Source organism: Mesorhizobium sp. M0030, from assembly GCF_040323695.1.
Classification (GTDB): domain Bacteria; phylum Pseudomonadota; class Alphaproteobacteria; order Rhizobiales; family Rhizobiaceae; genus Mesorhizobium.
In genome coordinates, this window is sequence record NZ_JAMYVE010000006.1 from 191,959 (window position 1) to 218,509 (window position 26,551).

The 26,551-nt window shown below is 64.3% G+C and carries 22 protein-coding genes; 11 read left to right on the forward strand and 11 right to left on the reverse strand.

Annotation, left to right across the window (positions count from 1 at the left end; all coding sequences use genetic code 11):
- Positions 1-5: 5 nt before the first annotated feature.
- From NKJ80_RS15020 to hemP, 4 genes are read right to left on the reverse strand one after another with little or no spacing between them, the layout of a single operon-like run.
- Positions 6-1,100 (reverse strand): FecCD family ABC transporter permease, encoded by a 1,095-nt coding sequence (locus NKJ80_RS15020; RefSeq protein ID WP_352497821.1) that lies wholly within the window; start codon positions 1,098-1,100, stop codon positions 6-8.
- 4 nt (positions 1,101-1,104) lie between these two features.
- A complete protein-coding gene (locus tag NKJ80_RS15025) occupies positions 1,105-1,986 on the reverse strand; it encodes a heme/hemin ABC transporter substrate-binding protein (RefSeq protein WP_352497822.1) in 882 nt (293 codons plus the stop codon).
- 10 nt (positions 1,987-1,996) lie between these two features.
- The gene (locus NKJ80_RS15030) at positions 1,997-3,055 is read right to left on the reverse strand and encodes a hemin-degrading factor (protein ID WP_352497823.1); all 1,059 of its coding nucleotides are present in this window, start codon (positions 3,053-3,055) and stop codon (positions 1,997-1,999) included.
- Between the two features lie 36 nt (positions 3,056-3,091).
- On the reverse strand, positions 3,092-3,298 hold the full coding sequence (gene hemP / locus NKJ80_RS15035) for a hemin uptake protein HemP (RefSeq protein WP_023673860.1): 207 nt from the start codon (positions 3,296-3,298) through the stop codon (positions 3,092-3,094).
- A 272-nt stretch (positions 3,299-3,570) separates the two neighbouring features.
- On the opposite strand from hemP, the gene NKJ80_RS15040 reads away from it, so the two are divergent.
- From NKJ80_RS15040 to hmuQ, 4 genes are all read left to right on the forward strand, one after another.
- A complete protein-coding gene (locus NKJ80_RS15040) occupies positions 3,571-5,700 on the forward strand; it encodes a TonB-dependent hemoglobin/transferrin/lactoferrin family receptor (RefSeq protein ID WP_352497824.1) in 2,130 nt (709 codons plus the stop codon).
- 5 nt (positions 5,701-5,705) lie between these two features.
- Positions 5,706-6,140 (forward strand): hypothetical protein, encoded by a 435-nt coding sequence (locus NKJ80_RS15045; protein WP_352497825.1) that lies wholly within the window; start codon positions 5,706-5,708, stop codon positions 6,138-6,140.
- A 127-nt stretch (positions 6,141-6,267) separates the two neighbouring features.
- A complete protein-coding gene (locus NKJ80_RS15050; RefSeq protein ID WP_352497826.1) occupies positions 6,268-7,227 on the forward strand; it encodes an energy transducer TonB family protein in 960 nt (319 codons plus the stop codon).
- A 50-nt stretch (positions 7,228-7,277) separates the two neighbouring features.
- Positions 7,278-7,592: a heme-degrading protein HmuQ gene (gene hmuQ / locus NKJ80_RS15055; protein WP_352497827.1), complete on the forward strand. Its 315-nt coding sequence runs from the start codon at positions 7,278-7,280 to the stop codon at positions 7,590-7,592.
- Positions 7,593-7,637: 45 nt separating this feature from the next.
- Here the strand turns inward: hmuQ and NKJ80_RS15060 are convergent, their stop codons facing one another.
- On the reverse strand, positions 7,638-8,702 hold the full coding sequence (locus NKJ80_RS15060) for a glycosyltransferase (protein ID WP_352497828.1): 1,065 nt from the start codon (positions 8,700-8,702) through the stop codon (positions 7,638-7,640).
- An 87-nt stretch (positions 8,703-8,789) separates the two neighbouring features.
- The gene (putA, locus tag NKJ80_RS15065) at positions 8,790-12,398 is read right to left on the reverse strand and encodes a bifunctional proline dehydrogenase/L-glutamate gamma-semialdehyde dehydrogenase PutA (protein ID WP_352497829.1); all 3,609 of its coding nucleotides are present in this window, start codon (positions 12,396-12,398) and stop codon (positions 8,790-8,792) included.
- 164 nt (positions 12,399-12,562) lie between these two features.
- Between putA and NKJ80_RS15070 the strand changes: the two genes are divergently transcribed.
- The gene (locus NKJ80_RS15070) at positions 12,563-13,015 is read left to right on the forward strand and encodes an Lrp/AsnC family transcriptional regulator (protein ID WP_023710746.1); all 453 of its coding nucleotides are present in this window, start codon (positions 12,563-12,565) and stop codon (positions 13,013-13,015) included.
- 1 nt (position 13,016) lies between these two features.
- Here the strand turns inward: NKJ80_RS15070 and NKJ80_RS15075 are convergent, their stop codons facing one another.
- Both NKJ80_RS15075 and NKJ80_RS15080 read right to left on the reverse strand, forming a co-directional pair.
- Positions 13,017-14,216: a cytochrome-c peroxidase gene (locus tag NKJ80_RS15075; RefSeq protein ID WP_352497830.1), complete on the reverse strand. Its 1,200-nt coding sequence runs from the start codon at positions 14,214-14,216 to the stop codon at positions 13,017-13,019.
- Between the two features lie 4 nt (positions 14,217-14,220).
- Entirely contained in the window at positions 14,221-14,664 is a 444-nt protein-coding gene (locus NKJ80_RS15080; protein ID WP_352497831.1) for a FixH family protein, read from the reverse strand.
- Positions 14,665-14,818: 154 nt separating this feature from the next.
- Here NKJ80_RS15080 and NKJ80_RS15085 point away from each other — a divergent pair, with 154 nt between their 5' ends.
- Complete coding sequence (locus NKJ80_RS15085) at positions 14,819-15,739, forward strand: sugar kinase (protein WP_352497832.1); 921 nt, start codon at positions 14,819-14,821, stop codon at positions 15,737-15,739.
- Between the two features lie 9 nt (positions 15,740-15,748).
- On the opposite strand, the gene NKJ80_RS15090 is transcribed toward NKJ80_RS15085, so the two are convergent.
- The 3 genes from NKJ80_RS15090 to NKJ80_RS15100 all read right to left on the reverse strand — a co-directional run bounded on the left by NKJ80_RS15090 (position 15,749) and on the right by NKJ80_RS15100 (position 19,627).
- Positions 15,749-16,774 (reverse strand): aldose epimerase family protein, encoded by a 1,026-nt coding sequence (locus tag NKJ80_RS15090; protein ID WP_023681740.1) that lies wholly within the window; start codon positions 16,772-16,774, stop codon positions 15,749-15,751.
- 193 nt (positions 16,775-16,967) lie between these two features.
- A complete protein-coding gene (locus tag NKJ80_RS15095; RefSeq protein WP_352497833.1) occupies positions 16,968-18,425 on the reverse strand; it encodes an NAD-dependent succinate-semialdehyde dehydrogenase in 1,458 nt (485 codons plus the stop codon).
- A gap of 251 nt (positions 18,426-18,676) precedes the next feature.
- Positions 18,677-19,627, reverse strand: coding sequence for an AEC family transporter (locus NKJ80_RS15100; RefSeq protein ID WP_023681741.1), 951 nt, complete (start codon positions 19,625-19,627; stop codon positions 18,677-18,679).
- A 145-nt stretch (positions 19,628-19,772) separates the two neighbouring features.
- Here NKJ80_RS15100 and NKJ80_RS15105 point away from each other — a divergent pair, with 145 nt between their 5' ends.
- The 5 genes from NKJ80_RS15105 (at position 19,773) to NKJ80_RS15125 (ending at position 26,522) form a co-directional block, all read left to right on the forward strand.
- The gene (locus NKJ80_RS15105) at positions 19,773-22,823 is read left to right on the forward strand and encodes a caspase family protein (protein WP_352497834.1); all 3,051 of its coding nucleotides are present in this window, start codon (positions 19,773-19,775) and stop codon (positions 22,821-22,823) included.
- A 99-nt stretch (positions 22,824-22,922) separates the two neighbouring features.
- Positions 22,923-23,471 (forward strand): histidine phosphatase family protein, encoded by a 549-nt coding sequence (locus NKJ80_RS15110; RefSeq protein ID WP_023670442.1) that lies wholly within the window; start codon positions 22,923-22,925, stop codon positions 23,469-23,471.
- A 209-nt stretch (positions 23,472-23,680) separates the two neighbouring features.
- The gene (locus tag NKJ80_RS15115) at positions 23,681-23,962 is read left to right on the forward strand and encodes an acyl carrier protein (RefSeq protein WP_010909964.1); all 282 of its coding nucleotides are present in this window, start codon (positions 23,681-23,683) and stop codon (positions 23,960-23,962) included.
- Between the two features lie 55 nt (positions 23,963-24,017).
- The gene (locus NKJ80_RS15120; protein WP_023833824.1) at positions 24,018-25,208 is read left to right on the forward strand and encodes a beta-ketoacyl-ACP synthase; all 1,191 of its coding nucleotides are present in this window, start codon (positions 24,018-24,020) and stop codon (positions 25,206-25,208) included.
- A 42-nt stretch (positions 25,209-25,250) separates the two neighbouring features.
- On the forward strand, positions 25,251-26,522 hold the full coding sequence (locus tag NKJ80_RS15125; protein WP_352497835.1) for a beta-ketoacyl-ACP synthase: 1,272 nt from the start codon (positions 25,251-25,253) through the stop codon (positions 26,520-26,522).
- Positions 26,523-26,551: the final 29 nt, after the last annotated feature.

The following is a 26,551-nucleotide window of genomic DNA, read 5'->3' on the forward strand; positions in this document are numbered from 1 at the left end:
CCGCCTCACAAGTCGATTACGCCGCGCTTGCGCAGCAGGATCCAGAGGAAGAACGGCGCGCCGGCGATCGCCGTGACGATGCCGATTGGCAATTCGGCCGGCGCCACGATGACGCGGGCAACTGCGTCGGCAAGAAGCAGCATCGAGGCGCCGAGCAGCGCCGATGCGAGCAAAAGATAGCGATTGTCCGGACCGATCAGCAGCCGCAGCAGATGCGGCACGACGATGCCGACAAAACCGATGCCTCCGCTGACTGCGACAGAGGCGCCGACCGCTGCCGAGACGCCGACGATCGCGGTGTATTTCAGCCGCTGTACCGGGATGCCGAGATGTCCGGCCGTCGCCTCGCCGAGCGCCAGGGCGTTGAGGCCTTTGGCCAGGAACGGCATTGCCGCAAGCGCCAGCACGATGATCGGCCCGACGGAAGCGATCTTCGGCCAGGTCGCGCCGCCAAGCGAGCCCAGCTGCCAGAAGGTCAGGTCGCGCAACTGCCGGTCGTCGGCCATGAAGATGAGAATGCCGGTCAGCGCCATGGCAAGGGCTGCGAGCGCAATGCCGGCAAGCAGCATGGTGGCAACCGATGTGCGACCCTGCCGCGTGGCGACGCGGTAGAGCACCAGCGTGACCGCAAGGCCGCCGCAGAAAGCGGCGAGCGGCAAGGCCAGCCCGCCGAGCGCCAGAGTGAGCGGCGCCAGCCACGTCGTGCCGAGCACGATGACGGCGACCGCGCCGAGGCTCGACCCGGCGGAAACGCCGATCAGGCCGGGATCGGCGAGCGGGTTGCGAAACAGGCCTTGCATGACCGCACCCGATACGGCCAGTGCCGCCCCGATGAGCACACCGAGAAGTACGCGCGGCATGCGGATATCGTAGACGATCAGCCGGTCGCGGGCACCAAGCGCGGCGTCGTCCGGCATGGTGCCGGTCAGCCAGTCACGAATGACAGCAACGGCCGATGCATCGGAAGCGCCCGACCTCAGCGACAGGAACATCGAAAGGGCAAGCGCCACACACAGGAGCACAATAACCAGGCGAGCGCGCCCGGAACGATCGCCCTCGGCCACCTTGCCCGCCGCGCCGGTGATCGACTGATCCACCATCGGCTCAGTCCGTGACCTGGCTGCCATAGAGCGAGGCGGCCAGATCGTGGATGGCATCGGCCGTGCGCGGCCCGAAGCCGAGCAGATAGCTGCCATCCATCAGGATCAGTTTGCGGCCTTCACCCGCCGGCGTCGAGGTGATCGACGGGATGGCGAACAGCTCGGCCTCCGCAATCGGCGGTCCGGCATTTTTCATCGCCAGGATCACGTCCGGCCTGGCGGTTACGATGGCCTCGTCGGACATCTGCTTGTAGCCGGAAAAACCTTCGACGGCGTTGACCGCACCGGCGAGCTTGATGATGCCGTCGCCGGCGGTGTCGGTGCCGGCGGCCAGGATCTTGCCGCCCTGGATCGACAGCACGAACAGGACGCGCTTGCGCTGCTTGATCGACGCCGTCTGCTTCTCGGCCGCCTTCAGCTTGGCATCGGTCTCAGCCACCAGCGTCTCGGCCTTGGCGTCGACGCCGAGCGCCTTGCCGACGATGCGGATCTTTTCCAGGATGCCGTCATGGCTGTAATGCTCGGGCACGTCGATGAACGGAACGCTCGACTTTTTCAGCACATCGACCGCTTCCTTCGGCCCACTGCCATGCAGCGCCAGAATGCCCGAAGGATTGACCGACAACACGCCTTCCGGCGACAGCTGGCGCATATAGCCGACGTCGGGCAGCGCGACCGCGGCGGCGGGGTAGCGGCTGGTCGAATCGCGGGCGACGAGATGACCTTCCTCGCCAAGCGCGTAGACGATCTCGGTGATCGAACCGCCGATCGCCACGATCCGCGACGTGTCGGCAAACACGGCCACGTTCTCGCTGGCCGGCACTGGGGCGGCAATAAACAGCGACAGGCCCATGGCCGCGGCAAGCATCCTGAACAGTGAAATCATCGTCGTTTCCTCAGGCTGCGGTCGGGCTTGGAATGCGCGGCAGGTTCTCGGCAAGGAACCGCCAGTCGTCGCGCTCGCCCTCGCCTTCATGGCGCTTGCCGAAGAACTGGATGATCATCTTGCCGTCGGCGCCATAGGCTTCGAGCGAGGTGACATGACCGTCCTTGGTCGGTTTGCGCACCGCCCACACCTCCTGGATGTGGTCGGTGCGCAGATGCAGGTGGAACGTCTCGTCCATCACGTTGATCCACGGCCCCATCGGCCTGATCGACTTGACGGGACCGGAATGGATCTGGATGCAGCCTCGGTTTCCGACAAAACACATGATCGGCATGCCGTCGGCGGCGGCATGGTGGAACATGGCGCCGATGGCGTCATTGTCGAGCAGCCAGGCATAGTCCTGGCCGACCATGCGCACGGCCTGGCGGCGGGTGAGCTTCAGCGTTTTCAACATGCCAAAGAACTGATGCACGTCGGTCAGCCGGCTCCAGCGGTCGCGCAGATCATCGATGTCTGCGGCAATGCCCGACGTCTCCGCGTCGTCGTCGGCCAGGCCTGCGATAGACACGGTCGCCTCCTGGTTCGGCGATTGGAGTGCGGCCACGAGCTTCTGGTAGGCATAGAGATTGGAAGCCGGCCGCAGATGCACCTTGTGCACCGCATCGCCGGCCGCGTCGAAGAATTGCAGGCTGCGGCGGATGTCGCCGCCGTCGCGCTTTTCCACGGCAAAGCCATGCGCCCAGACTTTGGGAAAAATGCGCAGGTCGATGTTTTCGCCCAGCACCATGGCGTTGTGCGTGCCTGTGACAACCTTGTCGTAGACGCCGATCTTCTCGTGCACCGCGCTTTCGTTGCGGGTCAGCGCCATCACTTCGCCGACGGCGTCGAGGCCGGTCAGAAGATCGTTGACCCTGGGCTCGACGCGCACGACGCCGTCGCCGCAATGCGCGGCCACCAGCTCGGCCTCGGAAATACCGAGCTCGGCGGCAAGATCGCGCTCGCGCGCTTTCGGATTGTCTGCCCGCGCCCGCCGGATTTCATGCGGGGCGGGTTTTGCGCGCTGGTCCATGTCCTGCTTACCTGTCTGCCGTGTTTGGTCGTTTCGTCACTTGTTGAGGATGAGCTTGCCCTGGCGGGTGATCTTCAGCCGATAGAGCGCGCCATGGTGCTCGATGCCGATCTCGTGCTCGCCCTGGAACAGCGTGTTGGAGGACAGCGTCCGCACCGCCAGCGGCACCCGGTCGAAGCGGGTCGGCGTCTCCTCGGAACGGCGGACGCGGTAACGAAAGTCGTTGGGATTGTGGGTGTTCATCTCTTTCGATCCCTTTCCTGTGCCGGGCAACTGGCTAGGCGTTGCAAAAATGCCGATTCATTTCTTGACTCGAATAATCATGTTTATTAGTCAGTGCAATACCGGACCAAATGAGTCAACATTTAAGACGCCGGACAGAATGAAAAATGCCAGCGAGCACCAAGCCAGCCAGCATCGAACCTGGAATTTTGGAGTTGGGCATGGGCTTGGGAAATTGTGGACGACTGGGTCTGGCGAACGCCGATCCGGTGCATCGGCCTATGGCAAAGGCAATGGCAGCCTTGCTTGCGGGGGCAGCGACGATCGCGCTGCTGACATCGCCGGCCAGCGCTCAGCCGGCCGCTGACCAGGCCGACCAGACCAGGAAAACCGAGGACACCAAGCCGGCGCCCGCCGGCGCGACCCTGCTGGACAAGATCCTCGTCATCAGCCGCACCGGCAAGACGGCAATCGAATCGCTGGCCTCAGCCAGCCATGTCGACCAGGAACAGCTCGACCGCCGCATGGCGACGACGCCGAACGAAATGCTGCTCGGTGTGCCTGGTGTCGCCGTGCAGGCCGATGCGCGACGCGTCAGCTCCAGCATCAACATCCGCGGCCTGCAGGATTTCGGTCGCGTCGCCGTCATCATCGACGGTGCCAGGCAGAATTTCCAGCGCTCAGACCACGGCACGCAGTCGACCTTCTATGTCGATCCCGAGCTCATCAAATCCGTTGACGTCATTCGCGGACCGACCGCCAACACCTACGGCTCCGGCGCCATTGGCGGCGTCGTCTTCTTCGACACCAAGGATGCGGTGGATTTCCTCAGACCGGGCGAAACCTGGGCCGGCTCCGTCACCGGGCGCTATGAAAGCAACGGCAAGGGCTGGACCGCCAGTGCCAGCGGCGCCTACAAATTCAACGACGATTTGGATGTGCTGGGCAACATCGTCTACCGCGACTACGGCGACTACAAGAATGGCAGCGGCGACACCGTCGCCGGCACCGGCTTCGACCTGCTGAGCGGCCTGCTCAAGACCACAATCCGCCCCAGCGAAGACAGCGAATTGAAGCTCGGCTGGGTCGGCTCGAGCGACGGCTGGACGGAAACCAGCGGCGGCGTGCCGGCCAACGACGTCGACCTGAAGTCGAACACCTTCACCGCCCGCTACAACATCACTGACGACGCCAGGAGCTGGCTCGATCTCCACATCAACGCCTCCTACAACAAGACCAATCTCGACCTCACCACGCTGGTCCCGCAGAACCGCTTCGATCCGTCGACCGGCCTTCCCGTGCTGCTGCCCGTCGGTTCGACCTCGACCTTCGACGTTGGCACGGCCGGCGTCGACATCTGGAACACGTCGCGCTTCGAAACAGCCGGTGTTGCGCACGAATTGACCTATGGCGGCGACTGGGTGGGTGACGATGTCGAGACCGGCGGCACCGCCGGCGGCGACAGCTTCTACACCCCATCGGGCAAGCGTAGTGTTTCGGGCGCCTACATCCAGGACAAGCTCACCTGGGACTGGCTCGAGGTCATTGCCGGGCTGCGTTACGACAATTACAGCCTCGAAGACAGCACCCACGAAACGTCAGGTGATCGTCTGTCGCCGCGCATCACCGTTGGTGTCACGCCTTTCGAAAGCGCCAGCCTGGCGGGCCTGCAGTTCTATGGCACCTACGCGGAAGGCTACCGCTCGCCGTCGCTGACCGAAACGCTGATCAGCGGCAACCATCCGGCAGGCGTCACCTTCCCGTTCCTGCCCAACCCAAACCTGCGGCCTGAAACCGGCAAGACCACCGAGTTCGGCGTCAACTACAAGCTGAACGACCTTATCGAGGCCGGCGACGCGTTCCGGCTCAAGGCCGCCTACTTCCACAACGATGTCGACGACTACATAGAAGGCGTCACACTGTCGGCATTCGACCCGACCAGCGGCTGCCCGTTCGGCCCCGGCATTCCGATCTGCTTCCAGTACCAGAACGTCGCCCAGGCCAAGATAAACGGCTTCGAACTGGAAAGCGTCTACGATGCCGCCTGGGGTTATGCCGGGCTCTCCGCCTCGATCACCAACGGCCACACCATCTCCGATGAAGGTGAGCGCGCCGACCTTGCCACCATCCCGTCCTCGCAGGTCACCGGGCAGCTCGGCTTCCGCTTCCTTCAGGACAAGCTGACCGTCGGCGGCGAGGTGCAGTACAACGGCAAGCCGAAGGGCAACCCCGTGGCCAAGGATTATACTCTGGTCAACGCCTTCGCCAGTTACCAGGCCACCGACAATCTGAAGGTGGACTTCCGCGCCGACAATTTGTTCGACGTCAAATACACCAACCCGCTGAACGGCGGTACCACCGCCGTCATCTATGAACCCGGCATCACGCTGAAGCTGGCCGCAACCATGCGCTTTGGAGGCTGACACCCATGACAAGTTTGACGGCATCGCTTCGCCTCCTGACCTCGACGCTGGCGATGTCGCTTGGCTTGATGCCGGCGTGGGCTCAGTCCGCGTCGGCTCCGCAACTCAGCCTCGAGCTCAATGCCGCGCAGCCCTCGGACAAGGGTTGCCGGCTGACCTTCGTCGTCAACAATGCGCTCGGCGCCGATCTGTCCAAGGCGGCTTTCGAAATCGCGCTGTTCAACGAGGCCGGCGTGGTCGACCGCCTGAGCGTGCTCGACTTCAAGGACCTGCCGGCCGGCAAGACCAAGGTGATCCGCTTCGACCTCGCCGGCACCGACTGCACCAAACTCAGCCGCGTGCTGATCAACAGCGCCACCGAATGCGCCGGCGTCGAACCGGGCGCCTGCATGCGCGGCCTGAAGACGCAGACCAAGACCGGTATCGCATTCGGCGTCTGAGGTGGGCCTGCATCCCGCCTTCCTGCACGACAATGCGACACGACCCGTCGCAGCTCCGCCGTCATGGCCGGCAACCGATCTTGATTTGACAATCCCACCCCGCTCGCGGCAGGTCTCGCCGCGAACCATGCAGGACATCACCCCCCTCCCCGACGCCGGCAACGAACCGGCGATTACGATGGACGAGCTCGCACAGCCGGCAGCCGCGGACCGCAAATGGACTGTGGCGATCGTCGCGTCCTGCCTGCTCCATGCCGCTGCCGCAGCGGCGTTCTTCATCGGACCCGCAGGGACATTCGATTCCAGTAACGCGATACAATCCGAAGGCACCTACCAATCGGGCGCCGAGGTGGTCGGCAGCGCCTTGGACAGCCAGGCTCCCGACGCGGTCGATGTTACCGTGGTAACCGATCCGCAGCCGGCCAAGCCCGAGGCCGTTCGACCCGTGCCGCCGACCGAGGCGCCTCAACCGGTAAAGGAGCCGGCGGCGCCCAAGCCTGCGCCGGAAGCCGCCGAACAGGCGACCGCCGCGCCAGATACACTGACGGCCGCCATCCCGAATGATCAAACTGTCGCCCCAAGCGCTGAGACGTCGACTCCGCCAGGGGTTCAAACGCAAAGTTCAGAGGCACCGCCCGCCGACGAGCCCGCCGTTGATTTGCCTGCTGCCAAACCACCAGTCCCGAGCCCGCGGCCGACCCCTCCAGCCGGATCTGGAGATACCCGCGGTGCGGCAGATGGCGAAGAACGCGACGCACCGGCGGTTGCCAGCAAGGGTAAAAACCAGGACGCGGCTGGCAATGCGATGGAATCTCGTTACGGCGGTGAAATTCAAAAGAAGCTTGCCCGCGCTAACCGGCGCGTTTCGAAGGAAATTCAAGCCAAGGCTCGCAACAATGCCAGGGTCTATTTCGTCGTCATGGCTGACGGCAGCGTCAGCGACTTGCAGCTTGTCGAAAGTTCAGGGTCTGCCGAACTAGACCAATTCGCTTTGAAACTGGTGCGCCAGCAAGCCCCGTTCCCGCCCATTCCACCCGAGACCGGATTATCAAGTTGGGTGTTCAGGGCGCGGATCGGTCCGTTTTAACCAGCTCGCAGACCTTCGCCAAATCGTCCATCAATTCAAGAGGAAGCCCAATGTACATCGCCATGAACCGCTTCAAGGTCCAGAACGGCTCCGAGACCGCCTTCGAGGATGTCTGGAAGAACCGCGATTCCAGCCTTTCGGAAATGAAAGGCTTCAGGGAATTCCACTTGCTGCGCGGCCCGGTCAACGAGGCCGAGGGTTATACGCTGTTTGCCTCGCACACGGTGTGGGCAAGCCATGAGGATTTCGTCGTCTGGACCAAATCCGAGAATTTTCGCGCCGCCCACCGCAACGCTGGCACCTCGAAGGTGCACTATCTCGGCCACCCGCAGTTCGAAGGCTTTTCGGTCGTCGAAGGCGCCTGATTGAGATTTCACCCGTCGACGAGATCTGACGACGGGCAGATGCCGTCAGGTTCCGGTTGAATTCCGGCCGCCCAGTCGCCGAAGCCACTGGGCAATGTGCAGGCGCAGCCGCCGCCAGGGCTGTCCGCGTGTCAGGTAGCGCGCCAACCGCGGATCACCGGCCAGCTCCGGGAACTGGCGCACATGCTGCGTCAGGAATGCAGCTATGAAATTGCGCCCGTTGAGATCGCTGAGCCAGGCAGAATTCGCCAGCAAATAGTCTGCGGCATCCGCCGCCAACACGCTCCTGTAGCTCCTGTATGCAGGCGTTTGCCGCACATTGCCGCCGGCAAAGGCAGTTCCGGTGGACAGGTTGGAGCCATGCAGGCGATAGAGGCCGAGACCTTCTGACAGGATGAGGCTGCCACCGGCCTGGTGCGCGAGTGTCGCCGTCAGATAATCCGTCCCGACCTTGGCCTTGAACGGGAAGGACAATACCGGTTCCAGCGCGCCACGCCGGTACATGATCGCCGAGCATTGCGACCACAGCCAGCCCGTCACCGCAGGTGCGAAATAGGTTACCGGATGCTCCGATGCGTAGGCGATCCCGGGCGCCATGCCGGCAAGCCGGCCACCGGGCGCGATGGCGACGCCACTGCGATCCGCTCCGGACCGCGGTTTGCGCAAGGCAAGGAAGGTGCCGCCCAGCAAGGTGCCGCCGCCATCGACAAGGAACACATCGGAACTCGATAGAGCGGCCGAATGCGTCGTGTTGAGGTGGGCGGACAGATGCGCGAGGAGAAAATCCGGCAGCCACACGTCATCGGCGTCGAGAAACGCGACGAAGGGCGCGTCGGTTGCGGCAAAGCCGTCGCGGAATCCCGCGGTCTGGCCGCCATTCTCCGTGCGCGCCAACAGGCGCAGGCGCGGGTCGTCTATATCCCTTAGAAGCTGTCGGACATGGTCGGCCGAGCCGTCCGTCGAGGCATCGTCGACGATGACGCATTCCCAATTCCGGTAGGTCTGCGCAAGCACCGAGCGGATCGCCTGTTCGACGTACGGCCGATAATTGAAGCAGGTGATGACCACCGCCACGCGCGGCAGCTCAAACGGTCGGGACGTGTCTTCCATCTGTTCGGCTGCCCCGCTCGAGTTGCTCTCTATCCCTTGCGCATACCCTTGCAACCCGACGCAGGCAAGCGAGCCGCGAAAAGCCGCCTAGGCCGCCGCGAGCAGGCTGGCATTGCCGCCGGCGGCCGTGGTGTCGACGCAGACAGCGCGTTCATGCGCATAGGCCGCCGGGTTGAGCACCTCGCTGACCAGCGGCACGATCGGCCCGCTGCGGTCGGCAATGACCTTGCGCACGATCCGCGCCGCCTCAGGCCTGCCCGAGAAGGCGACGACATGGACGCGCAGCGAACGCGCTTCGACTGGGTCTGGCCGACCGTCTATGGCCGCCAGCGGCAACCCCTTGCCGGTCAGCGCCGACAGTGCCGCCGGCGCGCTCGGCGCCACGGCCAGCACCGCATTGCCGGCGGCCAGCGCCTGGATCGTCTGGGCAAGCAGCGTGTCGGCGTCCGGACCGAGGCACAGCACCCGGCCGCGCGGCGACAGCGACAGCGTGTTGGCCTCGCCGGTCGGTCCGGGCAGGTCGACCTGGCCGAAATCGATGGCGGCTGCAGCGCCGATCGCTGCAGCGCCCTTGCCGCGCAGATGCTTTCTCAAGATGGCGATGCGGTCCGGCCGCGTCGACCAGCCGCCAAGCGTCGGATCGGGCAGATTGTCGGCCAGTTCGGTCGCCGTCACCTTGTGGCCCTCGGCAATCTCCGTGCCCGCCTCCGGCCCCTTGCGGAACCGCCGGAGATAATGCGGCCCGCCGGCCTTCGGCCCGGTGCCCGAAAGCCCCTCGCCGCCAAAGGGCTGCGAGCCGACGACGGCGCCGATCTGGTTGCGGTTGACATAGATGTTGCCGGCATGGATGCCGTCGACGAAATGCTGGACGCGGCCTTCTATGCGGGTGTGCAGGCCGAAGGTCAGGCCATAGCCCTTGCGGTTGATGGCGGCGATGACGGCGTCGATCCCGTCGGCGTCGAAGCTGGCGACATGCAGCACCGGACCGAACACTTCGCGCTCCATCTCCTCGATGCCCTTGACCCGGAACACATGCGGCGCAACGAAGCGGCCGTTCTTCGGTGCTTCGAGCTTGGCAATCAACCGGCCCTGCAGCCCCATCTTGGTGCAATACTCGCGGATCGATTCCTGCGCCTCGTCATCGATGACCGGCCCGACATCGGTCGAAATCTGCCAGGGATCGCCGATGGTGAGCGCTTCCATGGCGCCCTTCAGCATCTCCAGCATCTTCTTCTCGACATCCTTTTGCACGTAGAGCACGCGCAGCGCCGAGCAGCGCTGGCCCGCACTCTGGAAGGCGGACGCCAGGATGTCGCGCACCGCCTGTTCGGGCAGTGCTGTGGAATCGACAATCATGGCATTGAGACCGCCGGTCTCGGCGATCAGCATGGCGTCGGGCGCAGCTGTCTCGGCCAGTTGCTTCTCGATCAGCTTGGCGACCTCGGTCGAGCCGGTGAAACAGACGCCGGCAATGCGCGGATCGGCAGTCAGCGGTCCGCCGACCGACGGGCCGTCGCCCGGCAGAAGCTGGATCACATCTTCCGGCACGCCGGCCTCGCGCAGCAGCTCGACGGCGCGGAAGGCGATCAGCGGCGTCTGTTCGGCCGGCTTGGCAATGACCGAATTGCCGGTGACGAGCGCTGCCGCGATCTGGCCGGTGAAGATGGCGAGCGGGAAATTCCACGGCGAAATGCACACGATCGCGCCGCGCGCCTCGGTGCCCGCTTCGTTGTTGGCCGCTTCGGCAGCGTAGTAGCGCAGGAAGTCGACGGCTTCGCGCACTTCGGCCACGCCGTCGGCCAGCGACTTGCCGGCTTCCCTGGTGGCGAGCGCGAAAAACTCGACCGCATTGGCCTCATAGAGGTCGGCCGCGCGGTTGATGATGGCGGCGCGCTCGGCGACGGGGCGTTTTGCCCAGGCCGGCTGCGCCTCCACCGCGAAGCGCACCGCGGTCGCTACCTGCTTGGCAGCGGCTTCAGCGACCGTGCCGACGATCTCGGCAGGCTTTGCCGGATTGACCACCGGGCGCTGCTTGCCGTAGCCGGCGGCGCGCGTGATCGGCTTGGCATGCCAGCGCTCGGGCCCGGCAAAGGCCGCCTTGGCCTTGTCGATCGCCGCCAGCGTCACCGGGTCGGTGATGTCGAATCCCTTCGAATTGCGCCGCCCAGTGCCGAAGATCGTCGCCGGACGAGCGATTGCCGGATTGGCGGCGGAGCCCTGGCTCTCAACCGTCTCGAGCGGATCGCGCGCAATATCCTCCGGCTCGACGTCCTCGTCGGTGAGCTGATGAACGAAGGAGGAGTTGGCGCCATTCTCCAGCAGACGTCGCACCAGATAAGCCAGGAGGTCGGAGTGCGCGCCGACCGGCGCATAGATGCGGCACCGCGTGCCTTCGGCCTGGCGCACCGTCTCATGCAGCGCCTCGCCCATGCCGTGCAGGCGCTGGAATTCGAAAGCGTCACGGTTGTCAGCCATCGACAGGACGGCAGCGACTGTATGGGCGTTGTGCGTGGCGAATTGCGGATAGATGCGGTCGGTCATCGACAGCAACTTTTTGGCGCAGGCCATGTAGGAAACATCGGTGTTGGCCTTGCGGGTGAAGACGGGGTAGCCGGAAAGCCCCAGCGTCTGTGCCCGCTTGATCTCGGTGTCCCAATAGGCGCCCTTGACCAGCCGCACCATGATGTTGCGGTCGTACTTTTCCGCCAGCGCATAGAGCCAGTCGATGGTGAAGGCCGCGCGCGGGCCGTAGGCCTGGACGACGACGCCAAAGCCATTCCAGCCGGCAAGCTCCGGCTCGGATAACACACGCTCGATCACATCGAGCGACAGGTCGAGCCGGTCGGCCTCCTCGGCGTCGATGTTGAGGCCCATGCGCGAATGGCGTGCGGCCAGCGCCAGCGACAGCAGCCGCTCGGCCATCACCGGCAGCATCTTTTCCTTCTGTGCCTCTTCGTAGCGCGGATGCAGCGCCGACAGTTTAACCGAGATGCCGTGGTTCTGGCGGATATCGGGACCGTTGGAGCCTGAATCGAGCGAGGAGATCGCATCGGCATAGGCCTTATGGTAGCGCAGCGCATCGGCCTCGGTGCGGGCCGCCTCGCCCAGCATGTCGAAGGAATAGAGATAACCTTTCTGGATCATCGACTTGCCGCGCTTGACGGCTTCCGCAATATTGCGGCCAAGCACGAACTGCTCGCCCATTTCGCGCATGGCGGCGGCGACCGCCTTGCGGATCACCGGTTCGCCCAGCCGGCGAACCATCGAGCGCAGCGTGCCTTCAATGCCGCCCTCGCCCTCATCGAGCACACGGCCGGTCAGCATCAGCGCCCAGGTCGAGGCATTGACGAAGATCGAGCTCGAACCGCCCGAATGCGCCGACCAGTCATGCGGTGCGATCTTGTCGGCGATCAGGTCGTCCATGGTCTCGGTGTCAGGCACGCGCAGCAGTGCCTCGGCCAGGCACATCAGCGCCACGCCTTCCTTGGTGGAGAGGCCGTAGGCCGAGAGAAAAACCTCCATCAGCCGCGGGTCGGACGAGCCGCGCACCGCGCGCACCAGATCCGCGGCACGGGCCGAGACGGCTTTGCGGTCATCGGCCGAAAGTTCTGTCGCGGCAGCCAGGCGCTTCACAGCCGCGTCTTCGTCGGGCAGGTAGTTGGCGCGGATCTGCTGGCGGATGGTGTCGAGCGGCATGGCGGTCCTGCGGAGCAAGCATCTGGGAGCGGGCCGGCGGTCGCCGGACCGAATGGCGCAAGCTAGCACAGAGCCGCATTTTCGGCCGGTCCAAAGAAATCGACATGGCAGGCCGAATGATCTATCATTGCGGCTCAATTGTTATCAGATGGGCTGTGATATCCGTGACAGAAGACCGATTGGACCGCATCGACAGAAACATCCTGTCGGCGCTGGCGCGCGACGGGCGGCTGTCCATGTCGGAACTGGCCGGCAAGGTCGGCCTGTCGAAGACGCCGGTGCAGGCGCGGGTGAAGCGCCTGGAGAAGGACGGCTATATCAGGGGCTATCAGGCGATCATCGATCGCGAGCGCATGGGCGAAGGCCATGTCGCCTTCGTCCAGGTCAAACTGTCGGACACACGCTCGGCCGCGCTCGATGCTTTCAATCGCGCGGTGCAGGCCGTGCCGGAGATCGAGCAGTGCCACATGATGGCGTCGAGCTTCGATTATCTCCTGAAAGTCCGTACCACCGACATCGCCGCCTATCGCCGTGTTCTCGGTGAGCGCATCTCGGCGCTCCCCCACGTCGCCCAGACCTCGACCTTCGTGGCGATGGAGACGGTGAAGGATCGCTAGCTCACTCCGACAGCGTCTTCAAAAACGCCACCAGCGCCGCGCGTTCGCGGTCCGACAGCTGCAGCGGGTGGACCTCGGAGGTGCCCTCGACGCTCGCCTCCGCCTTCGCATAGTGCGCCACCACCTCCTCCAGCGTGGAGAACTGTCCGGCATGCATATAGGGCGGCCGTGTCGCCGCGCCCCTGAGCGACGGCGTCTTGTAGGCACGCATCAGTTCGGGTGCTGCCTTGACGATGAAGCGCAGCTCGCCGCAGGCGCCGGCGTCGCCATCGCGGAAGGCGCCGAAGCAGTTGAATGGGTCGGCCTGAACCTGGGCCACCGCATCGAAACGGCCGCGATCCAATGGCAAATCCCTGACCGGCGGCACGCCGGTGTTGTGGAAAGCGTTGTCGGTGAAGCGCGGGCCGTTATGGCAGGTGACGCAATTGGCCTTGCCGATGAACAGTTTCAGTCCGAGCATCTCCTCCGGCGAAAAGGCATCGTCGGCTTTCGGCTTGGCGCCTGACACAAGATCGATGGCAAAGCGGTCAAAGCGTGTCTGTGCCGGTTCGATCGACCGTTCGAAGGCAGCGATCGCCTTGCCGATATTGGAAAAGACGCGGTTGACGCCCTCAGCCTGAGTTGGGGTCATCGCCTTCCAGGCCGCCTGCTCGGCCTCGTTGCCAAGCGGGCTGGCGTTGGCCGGCACGGCGGAAAGATCCGGCAGTGGCCCGAAGATGCGCTCGTAGCGCGCACCAAAGCGCTTCTGGATGTAATGGGCGAAGGCGGCGCGGTTTCCCGCCTGCTCGAGCGGATTTTCCAGCGGCGTCAGCGCCTGCGCCCACAGGCTGTCGCGCCGCCCATCCCAGAAGAACCACGGATTGCGGGCGATGCCGGCCAGCGGCATCGAGCGCCTGTTGGTGCGGCCGACACCGACGGATTGCGGCAGGTCATCCTGGAACTGCCGGTCGATCTTGTGGCAGGTCGAGCAGGATACGTTACCGTCACGGCTCATGCCCTGGTCGAAGAACAGAGTGGAGCCCAGGGCGGCGGCGGCTGGCACGTCGGCGAAGCGGTTGGTGGTGTCGGGTTTGAGCGCCGGCAAGGTGTTCAGCGCCAGCGAAGCGATGGTCTTCTTATCGGCATCGGAAAAGTCCGGCTTGCCGCAGCCGGCAACAAGCAAAACCGCAGCCAGGGCCAGAAGGCGCAACAGGCGGTTCATCCGCTCACAGCACCACGTTGAAGACGACCGTGTCGGAACCGGCCGCCGCCGAAATGGCGAAGCGCAACTGCCACACGCCGCTCATGGTGAATTTCAGCCCCTCGATCCGGTAGCGCCCCTCGCCAAGATAGTCGGTCGCCTGCGGACTGGTCGGCAAGCCGTGATTGTGCTGCGGCATGCCGCCGGACACCGAGATCGCCGCACCTTCCACGAAATCGCCGTTGACCGTCTTCAGGGTCAGCAACCAGGATTGCAGTTCGCCTTGCCGGATAACGCCGCGTTCCGGCTGAATGCTGGCGACAAACAAGCCGTTCGCCGTCTTCTTCGAGCGCGAAACATCGGGGCCTGGCGCCGACTGCGGCGCGGTCAGATAGACGATCGCCAATATGCCAGCCAGCAAGGCGGCCAGACCAACGCCCGCAAAAAGATAACGCCATATCGATGCCAAACCGGTTCCTCTTCTGGGCATAACGTCTCGGGAAGCAATTCGCGTCCCGCCGCTTCTGTGGGAAAACGCTTCTGGCGCAAAAAACCGCCGCCGCCAAGCATGGCGCTGCCGGCCGCAAAAAGCTACAGCAGCGAACTGATCCGGAGACAGATACATGGCAGCAGACGGCGTCGCTTCGATCGGTGAATGCATGCTCGAACTGTCCGGCCAGGCCGGGCCGAACTGGCGCATGGGCTTTGCCGGCGACACGTTCAACACGCTGTGGGCGCTGCATGCGCTGAGCGGCGACCGGCCGGCGACCTATGTCTCGGCCTTCGGCGACGATCCCTTCTCGCAGGGCCAGATTTCGTTCTTCGCCGAAAACGGCATCGACATCGGCGCCAGCCCGGTCATCCCAGGCGCGCGGCCCGGCCTCTACGCCATCACCTTGACCGGCGCCGAACGCGCCTTCACCTATTGGCGCAGCGACGCGGCGGCCAGGCGGCTTGCCTCGGACCCGGCCGCCTTGGCAAGAAGCCTTGAAAACCAGGCTCTTGTGTATTTTTCCGGAATCACTTTGGCAATTCTGGATGCCGCCGCGCGCAAGACGTTGCTGGCAGAAGTGGCCAAAGCGCGCGCTGCCGGTTCTCGCGTCGCCTTCGACCCCAACTACCGGCCGCGCCTGTGGCAGAGCCGCGAGGACGCGCAAGCCGCGATCCTCGACGCGCTTGCCGTCGCCGACATCGCGCTGCCGACCTTTCCCGACGAGCAGATGCTGTTTGGCGACACGGCGCCGCAAGCGACCGCCGAGCGGATGGGAAAACTCGTCGGCGAAGTCGTCGTCAAGAATGGCGAGAAGCCCGCGCTGATCGCCACTGGCGGAGCCCTGCAGCCGGTTCCGGCCCAGCATGTCGCCACCCCGGTCGACACCACCGGCGCCGGCGATTCCTTCAATGGCGGCTATCTCGCCGCCCGGCTTGCCGGCCATGCCCCGGCGGATGCCGTGCAGCGCGCGCATCGCGTCGCCGCCGCTGTCGTGCAGGTGCGAGGCGCGCTGGCGCCGTTCGAGGTTCTAAGAACCGCTTTCGAGGGCTAGTCTAAGACCTTAGGGAAGCCTGAAACGATATTCCGTCACCTGATGATAGATCTGGCCCGGCCACAGCGTGGCCTGCGGGAAATAGGGCCGGTTCGGCGCGTCGGGCCAGGTCTGCGCTTCCAGGCAAAAGCCGGAAAACGCCTTGTAGCGCCGTCCGTCCAGGCCGCCCGAGGTCGGCGCGACATACTGGCCGGTGTAAAGCTGCAGGCCCGGCTCGGTGGTCCAGACTTCCATCTCGACGCCGGAATTGGCGCCTTGCGCCCACGCCACCTGGTGAAGCGGGCCCCGGGCTGACGCCAGGCAGAAATTGACGTCGTAGGGAAGCTGCTCGCCTTCCGTTTCCATCCGCAGCGGCCGCGCCTGGCGGAAGTCGAAGGGCGTGCCGTCGACAGGTTTGACGACGCCGGTCGGGATCATCTCGCCATCGACAGGCGTATAGGCGCCGGCGTTCAGCATCAGCCGGTGGTCGAGAATGTCGCCGGCGCCGCCATCGTCGAGATTGAAATAGGAATGCTGCGCCAGATTGCACAGCGTCGGCTCCTCGCAGGTGGCGGTCAGTTCCATCGAGAGCGTGCCGGGAATCTTCAGCCGGTAGGTGCAGGTGACGTCGAGCGCGCCGGGAAAGCCCATCGTGCCCTCAGGATCGTGCAGGGTCAGGGTGACAAAATCCCGGCCGTGCAGCGAAACCGTCCACGGCCGATGGAAGAAGCCCTCCGAGCCGCCATGCAGCGTGTGCTTGCCGAGGAAATTGCGCTCGGTCTGGTAGCGCTGGCCGGCAATGGTGAAGCGGCCGTCGCGGATGCGGTTGGCATAGCGGCCGACGACCGCGCCGAAGAAGGCCCGGTCAGTCTCGTAAGGCTCGAAGCGATCGTAGCCCAGCACCAGCGGCGCGTCGTGCCCGGCGAGCCGCAGATCCTGGATGATTGCGCCGAGCCCGATGATGTTGGCGCTGACGCCGCCGCCCCGGATGGTGAAACGGCGAACGGGTTCGCCTGCCTGCGTCGTGCCGAAGACTTCGCCGTCCTTCATCGCTATGTCCAAATGCTAATTCATCGATCTGTCGACTTAGAGCAATTCCAGGAAAAGTGTGAAACGGTTTTCCGTCCGGAATTGCAAAAAACAAAGAACTGGAGCGGTTCGGCGTTTCCGTGAAACGCTGAACCGCTCCAGTCCGGCTGAATGTCGTCTGGCAAGGGCAGGCGCGCGGCCTGCCCTGCCCGTGAATGATTTAGAGGCCGAGACCCCCGATGCAGACATATTTGGTGTCGAGATAATCCTCGATGCCCTGATGTCCGCCTTCCTTGCCGAGGCCCGATTCCTTGACGCCGCCGAACGGCGCTTCCGGCGTGGTGATCAGGCCTTCATTGACGCCGACCATGCCGTATTTCAGGCCTTCCATGACCCGGAAGGCGCGGCCGAGGTCGCCGGTGTAGAAATAGGCGGCCAGGCCGAACTCGGTGTCGTTGGCGAGCGCAATGGCTTCCTCCTCGGTCTCGAACTTGAACACCGGGGCGATCGGGCCAAAAATCTCTTCCTTCATGAAGCGCATGTCGGGCTTCGCATCGGCGATGACGGTCGGCTGGAAGAATGAGCCGCCAAGCGCGTGGCGCTTGCCGCCGGCAACGACCTTGCCGCCCTTCGACGTGGCGTCGGCGATGAATTCCTCGACCTTCTCGACCGCCTTCACGTCGATCAGCGGTCCCTGCTGCACGCCCTCTTCCAGGCCCGAGCCAACCTTCAGCGCATTGCTGGCAGCGGCCAGCTTCTCGACAAACTTGTCGTAGATGCCGGCCTGCACCAGGAAGCGGTTGGTGCACACGCAGGTCTGGCCTGAATTGCGGTATTTGGCGGTGATGGCGCCGGCGACGGCGCGATCGAGGTCGGCATCGTCGAAGACCAGGAACGGCGCATTGCCGCCGAGTTCCATCGAGACCTTCTTGACGGTGACGGACGACTTCTGAATCAGCAGCTTGCCGATCTCGGTCGAGCCGGTGAAGGTGATCTTCGACACCAGCGGATTGGCGCAGATCTCGTCGCCGATTTCGCCGGCAGCACCCGTCAGGATGTTGATGACGCCCTTGGGGAAGCCGACTTCCTCGGCGAGCGCGCCCCATGCAAGGCCGGAATACGGCGTCTGCGAGGCCGGCTTGACCACGGCGGTGCAGCCGGCGGCAAGCGCGGGGCCAAGCTTGCGGGCAAGCATCGAGGAGGGGAAATTCCACGGCGTGATGGCGGCAATGACGCCGACCGGCTCCTTGGTCACCAGGATGCGGCGATCGCCCCATGGCGATGGCACGACATCGCCATAGGTGCGGCGGCCTTCCTCGGCAAACCACATGATATAGGCGGCGGCCGAACCGATCTCGCCCTTGGATTCGGCGAGCGACTTGCCCTGCTCGATGGTGAGCAGTTCGGCCAGCACATCCTGATTGTCCATCATCGCGTCATGCAGCTTGCGCAACAGCTTCGAGCGCTCGAGCGCGGTCGTCTTGCGCCAGGCCTTGAAGGCTTCGCTTGCGGCTTCGATGGCGCGGCGGGTTTCCGCCTTGCCCGACTTCGGCACGGTGCCGATCTTGAGACCGGTGGCCGGGTTGTTGACGTCGACCGTCTGGCCGCTGTCGGCCTGCACCCATTCGCCGTTGATGAGATTGGCCTGGCGCATGAAATGGCTGGTTTTCTGCAGCATGGTCTAGCCTCCGTTCGGCGCACTGACGGGCCGGTTTCCTGGATCTCTTGAACGAGCGTGCACAATGGCGGCGGAGCCGACACGCTGAAGCCACTGCTCTTTACCTAGGGCAAGCCCGGCAAGCAATTGCAAGATGGCATATAGGCTTTGGGCCAGCCCAACGCCAGAGAAAATTCACATGTAAATTAGTTTGGGCCGCAGCCTTGTCAAAGACCAGCCTTGCCAAAGACCAGCCTTACAGAAGACCAAGCCTACCCAAAGACATGCACCACCACCGTCAGCCAAAAGGCGGTTGTAACAACCGCGCTTGCCGTGGCGATGGTCATCTGGTTCGACGCCAGCGCCTGGCCGGTGTTGAACTGCACGGCGATGAGATAGGAATTGATGCCGGACGGCAGCGCCGCCACCACGACCGCCACTTTGGCCGTCAAGGGCGGCAGGCCAAACAGCCAGACCAGGCCGAGCACCAGCGCCGGCATCAGGAACAGTTTCAGCGTCGACAGCGCCAGCGCCGGTCGGATGTTACCGGAAATGCCGAAACGGCGCAGGCTGAGCCCCATGGCGAACAGCGCCACCGGCCCGGCGGTGTTAGCCAGCGCATCGGCCAGTCGCATGGCAAGGTTCGGCAGCGGCGCGCCGGTGAGGCGCCATGCCAGCCCGGCCAGGATGCCGATGATCAACGGATTGGTGAACAGTCTTCTCAGAAAGCTCTGGATGATGCGCAGCGGGTGTACGGGCTCGCTGCCGCCGCGGCCAAATATCTCGAACATGATGATCGAAGCCATCATCATGGTCGGCAGATGCACGGAAACGAGCAGCGACAGCACTTCGAATCCGCTGGACCCGAATACGCCGAGAACGAAGGGAATGCCCAGCAACACCACATTCGAGAAGGATGACGACACTCCACCGACGATGCCGGTGCGCGCGTCCCGCCCGAAGATCCGTGTCGTCACCAGATGGCCGGCGGCCCATGTCATTGCAACCGCCGCGAAATAAGCACCCCACAGCGACCAGGGCGCCACGCCGTGGAAATCCGAATTCACCATCGTCCGAAACAGCAGCAGCGGCATCGCGACGTTGATGGCGAATTCGGAGATGCCGTCCCCGCTGGCCGGTTTCAGATAGCCGGTGAGCCCGGTGACATAGCCGAGCGCGACGAGGCTGAAGACGAAAAGAACGGTTTCGGTGAGCGGAGACATTTTTCAGGGATAGGCGAGCCCGGATTCCAGCGCAATCGCCATGATCTTCAGAAACTGATCCTAGATCCGCCCGGCGCCTGAATTTGATCATGGTCGGGTGGCAGCGCTATACAGGCTTGGGATCATCAGGGCGGACACACAGCGAATGATTGCGACGCCGAAACAGCGTCATTTCAGACGGGAGTGGCTGGTCAGACAAGTGTGGCTGGTCAGACAGGGGTGGCTGGCGGGTTTCGTCGCTATACTGCTTTGCCTTGGCGTATCTGAGGCCCAGGCCGCCGAGACCAAGAGTCTCAAGGGCGTGGCGCTGATCATCGGCCAGTCGAAATACGAACACATCGCAGCCCTTGCCAACCCGGCCAACGACGCCCGCGACATGGCCAAGATGCTGACCGACCTCGGCTTCGACGCCGGCAACGTCACCGATCGCGATGCCGCCAAGCTGAAGCGCGATCTCGATCGGTTTGTCGAGGACGCCGAAGGCGCCGACGTCGCCTTCATCTATTATTCCGGCCACGGCATCGAGGCGGGCGGCGAGAATTATCTGGTGCCGGTCGATGCCGACGTCTCGTCGTTGAAAAATGCCGGTGAGGCGCTGGTGCCGATTTCAGCCGTCATGGACGAGCTGAAAAAGACCGTGCCGGTGACGATCGTGCTGCTTGACGCCTGCCGCACCAACCCGTTTCCGCCGGACGCGGTCGTGCGCCGCGGGCCGACGGCTTCCGCCGAGCCTGTCGGCGCCGGTGGGCTGGAGCCGGTGCGCGGCGCCAAGGCCCTCGCCGATGCCTCAGTGGATGATGCCAGCCTGGGAACCGTCGTCGGCTTCGCCGCCGAGCCGGGCCGACCCGCGCTTGATGGCGCAGCCGGCGAAAACAGCCCCTACGCCGCCGCCCTGCTGCGCCACCTCACCGCGATGAAAGGCACGGAATTCGGCTCGGTCATGCGCATGGTCACCGAAGAGGTCTATCTCGACACCAAGGCAAAGCAGCGCCCCTGGGTCAGCGAGAGCCTGCGTCGCCTGCTCTATTTCGGCGTCGCGCCGCCGGAACCGACCGGCGACGACGGGCTGATCACCGGTGAGCGGCGGCAATTGCTGCTGACCATTTCCGACCTGCCCGATCCCAAACGGGCTCAAGTGGAGTTGGCTTCTCTGCAGGACGGCGTGCCCCTTGACGCGCTCTACGGCGTGCTCAAGGCGCTCGGCACGGAAAAGATCCCTGAGGATCCGAACGACCTGCAGAAGGTGCTGGACAGCCAGGCCGAGCGTCTGAAGAAGATGATGGCCGAGCGCGCCGCGCTGCGCACCGGCGATCCCGAGATCAGTCGCCTGGTCGCATCCGCCGACAAGGCCATAGGCCAGGGCGCCATGGTGACGGCGCGCAAATTCCTCGACGACGCGGTCGGCCGGATCGAGGAAAACAGCGGTGCGGTCGACGAGGCCGAGGACCTGCTCCGGCAAAAGCGCATCGCCGACGCCGCCATCTATGCCAAACGCGCCGACGCCGCCGCGCTGGTCTTCGACTACAAATCCGCCGCCAACGACTATGCCAAGGCGTATTCGTTGGTCGAGAAGTGGGACGAAAAGCTGCGCTGGAACTACAAGAACCAGGAGGCCGAGGCGTTGAACGCTCATGGCTACGCCACCGGCGACCTCGATGCGCTGCAGCACTCCATCGAGGCCTATCGCACCATCTTGAACTTCATCCCCAACGGCGAACAGAATCGCGACTGGGCAATCACCCGCAACAACATGGCGGTGGTGCTGCAGACCATTGGAGAGCGCGAAACCGAGACTGCGCATCTCGAAGAAGCGGCGGTGATTTTCCGCGATTCGCTGGTGGTGTTCGAGCGCGAGAAGGACGACCGCAACTGGGCCGCGGCGCAGAACAACCTGGCCAACGTGCTTCTGAAGATCGGCGAACGCGAGAGCGACCCGAAGCGTCTCAATGAAGCGGTGGCGGCGACGCGCGCCACCCTTGAGAAGCGTCCGCGCGACAAGCTGCCGTTGGACTGGGCCGGTTCGCAGAACAATCTAGGCCTCGCGCTCCATGCACTCTCCGAGCGTGAGCCTGCCGGCGAGCATCTCACCCAGGCCGAAGCAGCCTACCGGCTGGCGCTTGAGGAATACACACGCGAGAAAGCACCCGTGGAATGGGCGATGGTCGAGAACAATCTCGGCAACACGCTTGTAACGCTTGGCATCCAGCTCAACGACAAGGCGAAGATCAACGAGGCGGCCGACGCGTTTCGCGCCGCGCTGGAAGTGCGAACCCGCGAAACTTTCCCGGTGTCCTGGGCGACCAGCCGCCTCAACCTGGGCAATGCGCTGAGCGGTATCGCCCGCTTCGATATGGGCACGGCTACGCTCGAAGAAGCTGCTGCTGCCTATGACGACGCTCTGACGGTGTTTACCCGCAAGCGCTTCCCGATGGACTGGGCGTCAGCCCAGAACAATCTCGGCTCGATCTATCAGACGCTGGGCCAGCGCACGCGTGATGCGGCCAAGCTGGAACAGTCGGCGGCAGCCTTCCAGGCGGCACGGCAGGTCTATGTCAGGCGGAAGTTCCCGCAGGACTGGGCGATGAGCTACTACAATCTCGGCAACACGCTGCAGCTTCTCGGCGGCGTCACCGACAAACCCGAGCATTACAGCGAGGCGGTCGACGCCTACGGCAATGCGTTGCGCGAGTACAAGCGCGAGACGAACCCGCGGCAATGGGCAATGGCCCAGGCCGGCCTGGGCTCGACGCTGCACTGGTTGAGCATGAGCAATGGCGATGCCAAGACCCTGCAGGATTCGATTGCGGCGCGGCGGGCAGCGCTCGAAATACTCACCATCGAGGCCGCGCCGGTCGACTGGGCCAACGCTCAAAATGGCATCGGTATGAGCCTGCTCAATCTCGGCAATCTCCAGCGGACCGACAAATATCTCAACGACGCCGAAGCGGCGTTCACGGCGGCGCTGAAGGTGTTTACGCGCGAAAGTCAGCCGCTGCAGTGGGCCTTCGAGCAGAACAATATCGGCGACGTCCACTGGAACCGCGCCAGCTATGGCGCGGGCAAGCCGGAATATCTCAAGGCGATCGAATTCTTCGAGAACGCCAAGCAGGGCTTCACCGAAGCCGGCTACACGATCCCTATCCCGCTCACCGATCAGAAGATCGAGCTGGCGAAGAAGCAAATGGCGAAAATGTGAAGCGAACCGAGGGTTCGCCTTTCGCTTGTCTTTGTGCCGGCTTTCCGATCCCTATATCAGAATGACCGGAGCCGGCATCCGGCTCCCGGAAAGGTTTCGATGATTCGATTTGTGCTGTCGCTGTTCCTGCTTGCTGTTCCCGCCGTCGCCCACGCGACCGACGCCGGCTGGGCGCTGCTGCGTGACGGCGGCCATGTCGTGCTGCTTCGCCACGCACTGGTCACCGGCACCACCGACCCCGCCAATTTTGTCATCGACAACTGTGCCACCCAGGTCAATCTATCGGCGCGCGGCAAGCAGCAGGCGAGCAAGATCGGCGCGCTGTTCGGCGCCCGCGCCGCCCCCATCGAGCGGGTGCTGTCCAGCCGCTATTGCCGCTGCCTCGACACTGCCCGCATCGCCTTCGAAGCGGAGCCGGAGCTTTTTGCGCCGCTCGACCTCCTGAGGAGCGATCCGACCGAGAAGGCCGCGCAGCTCGACGCGGTGATGAAGGAAATCCGCGCCTACACCGGTTCCGACAATCTGGTCATGGTCACGCATCTCGAAAACATCGTCGCGCTGACCGGCGTCTCGCCGCGCGAGGGCGAAGCGGTGGTGGTCGAGCCGCAGGGCGATGGCTTGCGCGTGCTCGGCCGCGTCACGTTCTGAGAGAGCCAGTGGTCAAGCTCCGTGAAAACTTAGCTGACGTAACGTCAACTGGAAGGGCCACCGGCTTGTCGGGCGGCCCTTCTTGTCTTCACGGGAGGGCCATCCCATCTGCGCCCCGCGCATCAGGCCTTTTCCTGCCGGGAAAAACCGATTAGACAGCGCCCAAACCAGATGCGGACAGATTCCGCCCGCAACCGAAGGAAGAGCCCTTGTCCACCACGTTCGACAAAGTCGCCAAGATCATTGCCGACACCAGCGAGATCGATATCGACACCATCACTCCCGAGAGCCACACGATCGACGATCTCGGCATCGACAGTCTCGATTTCCTCGATATCGTCTTTGCCATCGACAAGGAATTCGGCATCAAGGTGCCGCTGGAAAAGTGGACCCAGGAAGTCAATGACGGCAAGGCTTCGACCGACGATTACTTCGTCATGAAGAACCTGTGCGCCAAGATCGACGCGCTGGTCGCCGCCAAGACCGCCTGATATCGGCTGGCGCGCGGCCTTGACGGGCTGCGCCGCCTGACCCACAAAGCCGCTCATGAGCAGCCCTCGCGACGTCGTCATCACCGGTATCGGCCTTGTCTCCTCGCTGGGAGAGGGTCCGGATACCCACTGGCAGAAGCTGGCGCAGCCCGGCCTGCAGCCGGTGCTCGAATCCGCGCGCTTTGCGCCCTACACCGTGCATCCACTGCCGGAGATCGACTGGAACCTGCAGATCGCCAAGCGAGGCGACCAGCGGCAGATGGAAACATGGCAGCGGCTCGGCACCTATGCGGCCGGCATGGCGCTGGACGACGCCGGCATCAAGGGCAATGACGAGCTCTGCACGACCATGGACATGGTTGTCGCTGCCGGCGGCGGCGAGCGAGACGAGGCGGTCGATGCCGCCATCCTCGCCGCGTCCGAGAGCCGCAACGACCGCGACGTGCTGCTCAACGAGAAGCTGACCACCGAATTGCGGCCGACGCTTTTCCTGGCCCAGCTCTCCAATCTGCTCGCCGGCAACATCTCCATCGTCCACAAGGTGACGGGATCGTCGAGGACCTTCATGGGCGAGGAAGGTGCCGGCGTCGCCGCCGTCGAGACCGCCGCGGCGCGCATCCGCTCCGGACAGTCGACCCACATACTGGTAGGTGGCGCCTTCCAGACCGAACATTCCGACATGCTGCTCGGCTATGAATTGGCCGGCTATCTGCATCGCGGCCCATGGAAGCCGGTCTGGCAGAGACAGGGCGCCGAGGGCGGCGGCCTGGTCTCCGGCTCCGGCGGCGCGTTCCTGGTGCTGGAGCAGCGCGAACACGCGCAAAGCCGCGGCCGCAAAATCTATGCCGAGCTCGGACCGGTCGTCTCAGGCCGCGCCCGGCGTTCGCGCGGCGAGCTTGACGCCGAGATCGCGACACTGCTCAAACAGGCAACTCTCCCGAACGGCAAGTTGCTGGCCCTGTCGGGCGCATCCGGGGCGCATACCGCAACGTCAGCCGAAAAGGCAGCGCTGGATGCCAATCCGGCGATATCGGCGCGCGGCTTCGCGACGCTGACCGGGCATATGAAGGAAGCGCAGTTTCCATTCGCGGTCGCCCTCGCCGCCCTGGCCGTCGACCGCAAGGCCGCCTACCCCGTTTTCGACGCCGCGGCCGAGAAGCCGTTCGAAGGCATTCCCGAAACCGTGCTCGCAACGGCAATCGGCTATCACCAATTCGAGGGCATGGCGCTGGTCAACGCTGCTTGAAGCAGCGCTGCGCGATCATGCTGCAAAGTTAAGAGGTTCCGGATGGCCAATCTCAGAGATCACATGGGCAGGCCGATCGTCGCCGTCACCGGCATCGGCGTGGTAACCTCGCTCGGCATCGGCAAGGCAGACAATTGGGCGGCACTGACCTCCGGCAAATCGGGCATCCACCCGATCACCCGCTTTCCCGTCGACCACCTCAACACCCGCATCTCCGGCATGGTCGATTTCCTCGACTCAAGCTCGAAAGGCGCCAGCCTGCTGACCTACGAACTGGCCGAAACCGCCGCGAATGAGGCGGTGGCCGAATCCGGCCTCGATTCCTCTGATTTCGGTGGCCCGCTCTTCCTCGCCTCGCCGCCGGTCGAACTCGACTGGCACGACCGCTTCGCGCTCTACAATTCCGACGGCAAAGGCGCCGGCGCCGAAAGGCTGCTCAGGGTGGCGCGCGGGCTGAAGGAAACAGATACGTTCGCAAGCACGCAGTTCGGCGCGATCGCCGGCCGGCTGGCCGACCGCTTTGGCACGCGCGGCCTGCCGATCACGCTGTCGACGGCCTGCGCTTCGGGCGCCACCGCCATCCAGCTCGGCGTCGAAGCGATCCGCCGCGGCGAATGCGACCGGGCGCTGTCCATCGGCGCCGACGGTTCGGCAACCGCCGAGGCGCTGATCCGCTTTTCGTTGCTCTCGGCGCTGTCGACCCACAATGACATCCCTGAAAAGGCGTCAAAACCCTTCTCCAAGGACCGCGACGGCTTTGTGCTGGCCGAAGGCTCCGGCGCTCTGGTGCTGGAATCGCTTGAGGCAGCCCTTGCTCGGGGCGCCAGCGTTCTCGGCATCCTGCGCGGCTGCGGTGAAAAGGCCGACGATTTCCATCGCACCCGTTCCAAGCCCGACGGTTCGCCGGCGATCGCAGCAGTCCGCGCCGCCCTTGCCGATGCCGGCTTGAGCAAGGACGAGATCGACTACGTCAACGCTCACGGCACCTCGACACCGGAAAACGACAAGATGGAGCATCTGTCGCTGTCGACCGTGTTCGGCCATCGCATCGGCTCGATGCCGGTCTCGTCCAACAAGTCGATGATCGGCCACACGCTGTCGGCGGCCGGCGCCGTCGAAGCGGCGTTTTCGCTGATGACCATGCGCGAAAGCGTCATTCCGCCGACCATCAACTACGACAATCCCGACCCGGCAATCGTGCTCGACGTGGTGCCCAACAAGAAGCGCAATGCCGAAGTCGGCACCGTGCTCTCGAACTCGTTCGGCTTCGGCGGCCAGAACACTTGCCTTGTCATGGCGCGGGAACCGGTCTAAGCGACCTTTTTCAGCCAGACTGAACTGAC